General features: G+C 57.4%; 5 protein-coding genes. 2 read left to right on the forward strand and 3 right to left on the reverse strand.

Annotation, left to right across the window (positions count from 1 at the left end):
• The coding region (locus L9Z73_RS28730; protein WP_247408193.1) for a hypothetical protein at positions 1-491 on the forward strand (491 nt) is incomplete at its 5' end.
• Here the strand turns inward: L9Z73_RS28730 and L9Z73_RS28735 are convergent.
• Genes L9Z73_RS28735 through L9Z73_RS28745 form a run of 3 tightly spaced genes read right to left on the reverse strand, consistent with a single transcriptional unit; the run spans position 488 to position 1,513 of the window.
• Complete coding sequence (locus L9Z73_RS28735) at positions 488-715, reverse strand: hypothetical protein (protein ID WP_162441220.1); 228 nt, start codon at positions 713-715, stop codon at positions 488-490. The genes L9Z73_RS28730 and L9Z73_RS28735 overlap by 4 nt on opposite strands.
• Positions 712-1,269 (reverse strand): replication/maintenance protein RepL, encoded by a 558-nt coding sequence (locus L9Z73_RS28740; protein ID WP_162441219.1) that lies wholly within the window; start codon positions 1,267-1,269, stop codon positions 712-714. The genes L9Z73_RS28735 and L9Z73_RS28740 overlap by 4 nt, the downstream gene beginning before the upstream one ends.
• Positions 1,238-1,513, reverse strand: coding sequence for a hypothetical protein (locus L9Z73_RS28745; RefSeq protein WP_247408194.1), 276 nt, complete (start codon positions 1,511-1,513; stop codon positions 1,238-1,240). Before L9Z73_RS28745 ends, L9Z73_RS28740 begins: the two co-directional genes overlap by 32 nt.
• Before the next feature lie 455 nt (positions 1,514-1,968).
• Between L9Z73_RS28745 and mobV the strand changes: the two genes are divergently transcribed.
• Positions 1,969-2,693, forward strand: a 725-nt coding sequence (gene mobV, locus L9Z73_RS28750) for a MobV family relaxase (RefSeq protein ID WP_247408196.1), incomplete at its 3' end; no start/stop codon positions are given.

Genomic DNA, 2,693 nt, shown 5'->3' on the forward strand with positions numbered 1-2,693 from the left:
AGCCATCCATGGGCGACCGCGTGAACCCGAAGGCATACGGCAACCGGGTTGCTGAGGCGGTCATCCAGCACATGGCCCCGGAGCTTCGAGCGCTCAGGGCCAAGGCGGTGGAGGCGGAGGGGGCAAAGCGTGAGGCCAAGGGCGCCCGATCCGAGGCATTGGAGGCCAGAACCAAGGCAGAGCGCGTGATTGCAGATGCCGAAGCTGTTGCAGAGCGCAAAGTCGCACAAGCCCGGGCTGAGGCCGCAAACGCACGGGAACAGCTGGCGGATCAGAGCAAGCGGCTGGAGCCGATTTTGAAGGCGCTCGGGCCGCTGAACGCGAGTGATCGTGTGGTATTGGCGGGGATGGTTCAGAAGATGAGCGACCGAATTCAAGAAACGCGGGCCACGGAAGCGCTGCAGAAGGCTCAGGAGGCGGCGGTAGAGCGCCCAATTCAGCCGGCAGCGCCGGAGCGATCCAGAGCGCCAGATAAGGACATAGACCGCTAGGGGCAAGGCCCGGAGGCGATCTTGCTGGTCAGCTCGATGTCGTCCGCACTGAGCATGTCGGACTGATCGTTCAGGGCGTCCAGCTCGTTCTCCAGGGCGACGATTTTAGCGGTGTCCGGGGTGGCTTTGGCTTCCTCCAGGTGCAGCGCGTTATTTACGTCGCAGATTTGTATCAGCAGGCGGCTGCGAGCCACATCGTAGGCGGCCCATTTCGGGTCACTCATGCTTCCCCCCTCACAAGTTGAGCCTCACTTTTGCGCTGAATCACTGTGGTGAACGCAATCCGGTCACCGTTGAAACAGAAATTAGGGTTGATGTAATAAAACCCGGGGCGAATGTGTTTCGCGATTATCTGTGCGCTCTCAAGCTCTACAAGGCCTCGTCCGAACGTAGGCAGGGAGAGCTTGATAGATGGGCTTCTGTTGGCGTGAGTAGTGACAAATTCTTCAAGAGCAAATTTATCAAGCGGGATCAAATCCCGGTCTATCGCCTTGCTCTGCAATATCCAGATGAGCACGTTGAACGCTTTTATTCCTGCGGCTTTCAGGCTGAAAGTGAGCGCTATATTTTGAGAAAAGAGCTTTACGAACTGGTCAGAGTCGACGGTTCTGTACGTGGTTACGTGAGTGCCCTGCACCTCTCCTGTCGCATGGTTGACCAAGACATTATCGTCTTTGCCTATGCGAGAGAGTTGGACCTTCTGGCCTTTAACAGGTACCACCATCCCTTCAAGAAAAGGATTGGTTTCATGGCGTACCAACCTCAATTTTACACTCATATTTGATAGACCCTAGCTCAGCAATTGAAACGGTATATTCAAAACATACACAATTAATGATGCTTGCTCTATCAAAATTTGCCTTTTTTTGATTGAGTGTCCCACTAGTTCTGATAGACCCTCCTACCTGTTCTGAAAAAACCCCCCCCGTATTCTGCGGGCTGTAGCCATGCGCCTTCTTAACTCTTACTGCGGCGTTTGATCCTGCTTTTGTGTTGCCTTTGATGTTGATACCCAGATTCAAAGAATCAGGCTGTTCCCTAGATCAAGGTGGCTCCCAGTGCAGTGACCGCGAAGCGGGCGATGCGCTGGGGGACGCCCAACAAGCGAAGCGCGTTAGGACGGAGGGCTGCACACCTAGTCCCTCGATTGGGTGCTTCTTTAAATTAAACTAACCATATGAATATCTCTAAAAGAGCACGCTTACTATTGGATCCAAGAACTGCGGCCTTCCAGTCGCTGTGCGCCGTCCAAATCCGCGCAAGGGGGGAGGACCAGCGTGCGGCTGCTTCGCTCCTTCACGCCGCGCCTTCGGCCTGCGCGCTCCGCTTGCGGGCGAACAGGGCGCGGGGGCGTGCCCTTGATTTTACCCCCGTAGGGGCGAGTAACCTTGGAACAAGGTGTAGTAAGTACACCTTGCTCTTTCGCTCTCGCTCATTCGCTGCCAAAATCGCGGCCACATTCAGGACCGAGGCAGCCATGAGCTACGCCATTCTTCGCGCGAAAAAACTCAAGTCGATGGGGGCCATTGGCGGGTCGCTCTCGCACACCTTCAGGACGCGAGACACCCCCAATGCGGACCCCCAGCGCGCCGAGTTGAACGAGTTCGGAGATGGCGACAGCCCCGAGTCGATCAAAGCGGCTCTGGAAGCACGGCTACCAGAGAAGCGGCGATCGGATGCAGTGCTGTGTGTCGAATACTTCATCGGCGCCAGTCCTGAGCACTTCGCCCAAGGTGATGATGGTTCGGCCTACTTTGCGGATGCTGTGGAGTGGCTGAAAGCCCGGCACGGCCCGGAAAACGTGGTCGCTACCGCCATCCACCGGGACGAAACGAGCCCGCACCTGGTCGCCTACGTTGTGCCGCTCGATGACCAGGGCAAACTCAACGCCAAAGCGTTCCTGGGCGGCAAGGCGAAGCTCAGTGCCATGCAGACCGATTTTGCCCACGAAGTCGGGCGCAAGCATGGTCTGAAAAGAGGAATGGAAGGCTCCAGGGCCACGCACACGACGATTCGCGAGTATTACGGCAGGGTCGGGCAGGCGCAGGACAGAACGCCCAACGTGGACGTTCCAGAGCCATCCATGGGCGACCGCGTGAACCCGAAGGCATACGGCAACCGGGTTGCTGAGGCGGTCATCCAGCACATGGCCCCGGAGCTTCGAGCGCTCAGGGCCAAGGCGGTGGAGGCGGAGGGGGCAAA

The organism is Pseudomonas emilianonis (assembly GCF_023072625.1).
GTDB lineage: Bacteria > Pseudomonadota > Gammaproteobacteria > Pseudomonadales > Pseudomonadaceae > Aquipseudomonas > Aquipseudomonas paraveronii.

Excerpts from the sequence above, each read along its gene's own strand:
- L9Z73_RS28735 (WP_162441220.1), bottom strand. The coding sequence starts at position 715 with ATGAGTGACCCGAAATGGGCCGCCTACGATGTGGCTCGCAGCCGCCTG.
- L9Z73_RS28740 (WP_162441219.1), bottom strand. The coding sequence starts at position 1,269 with ATGAGTGTAAAATTGAGGTTGGTACGCCATGAAACCAATCCTTTTCTT.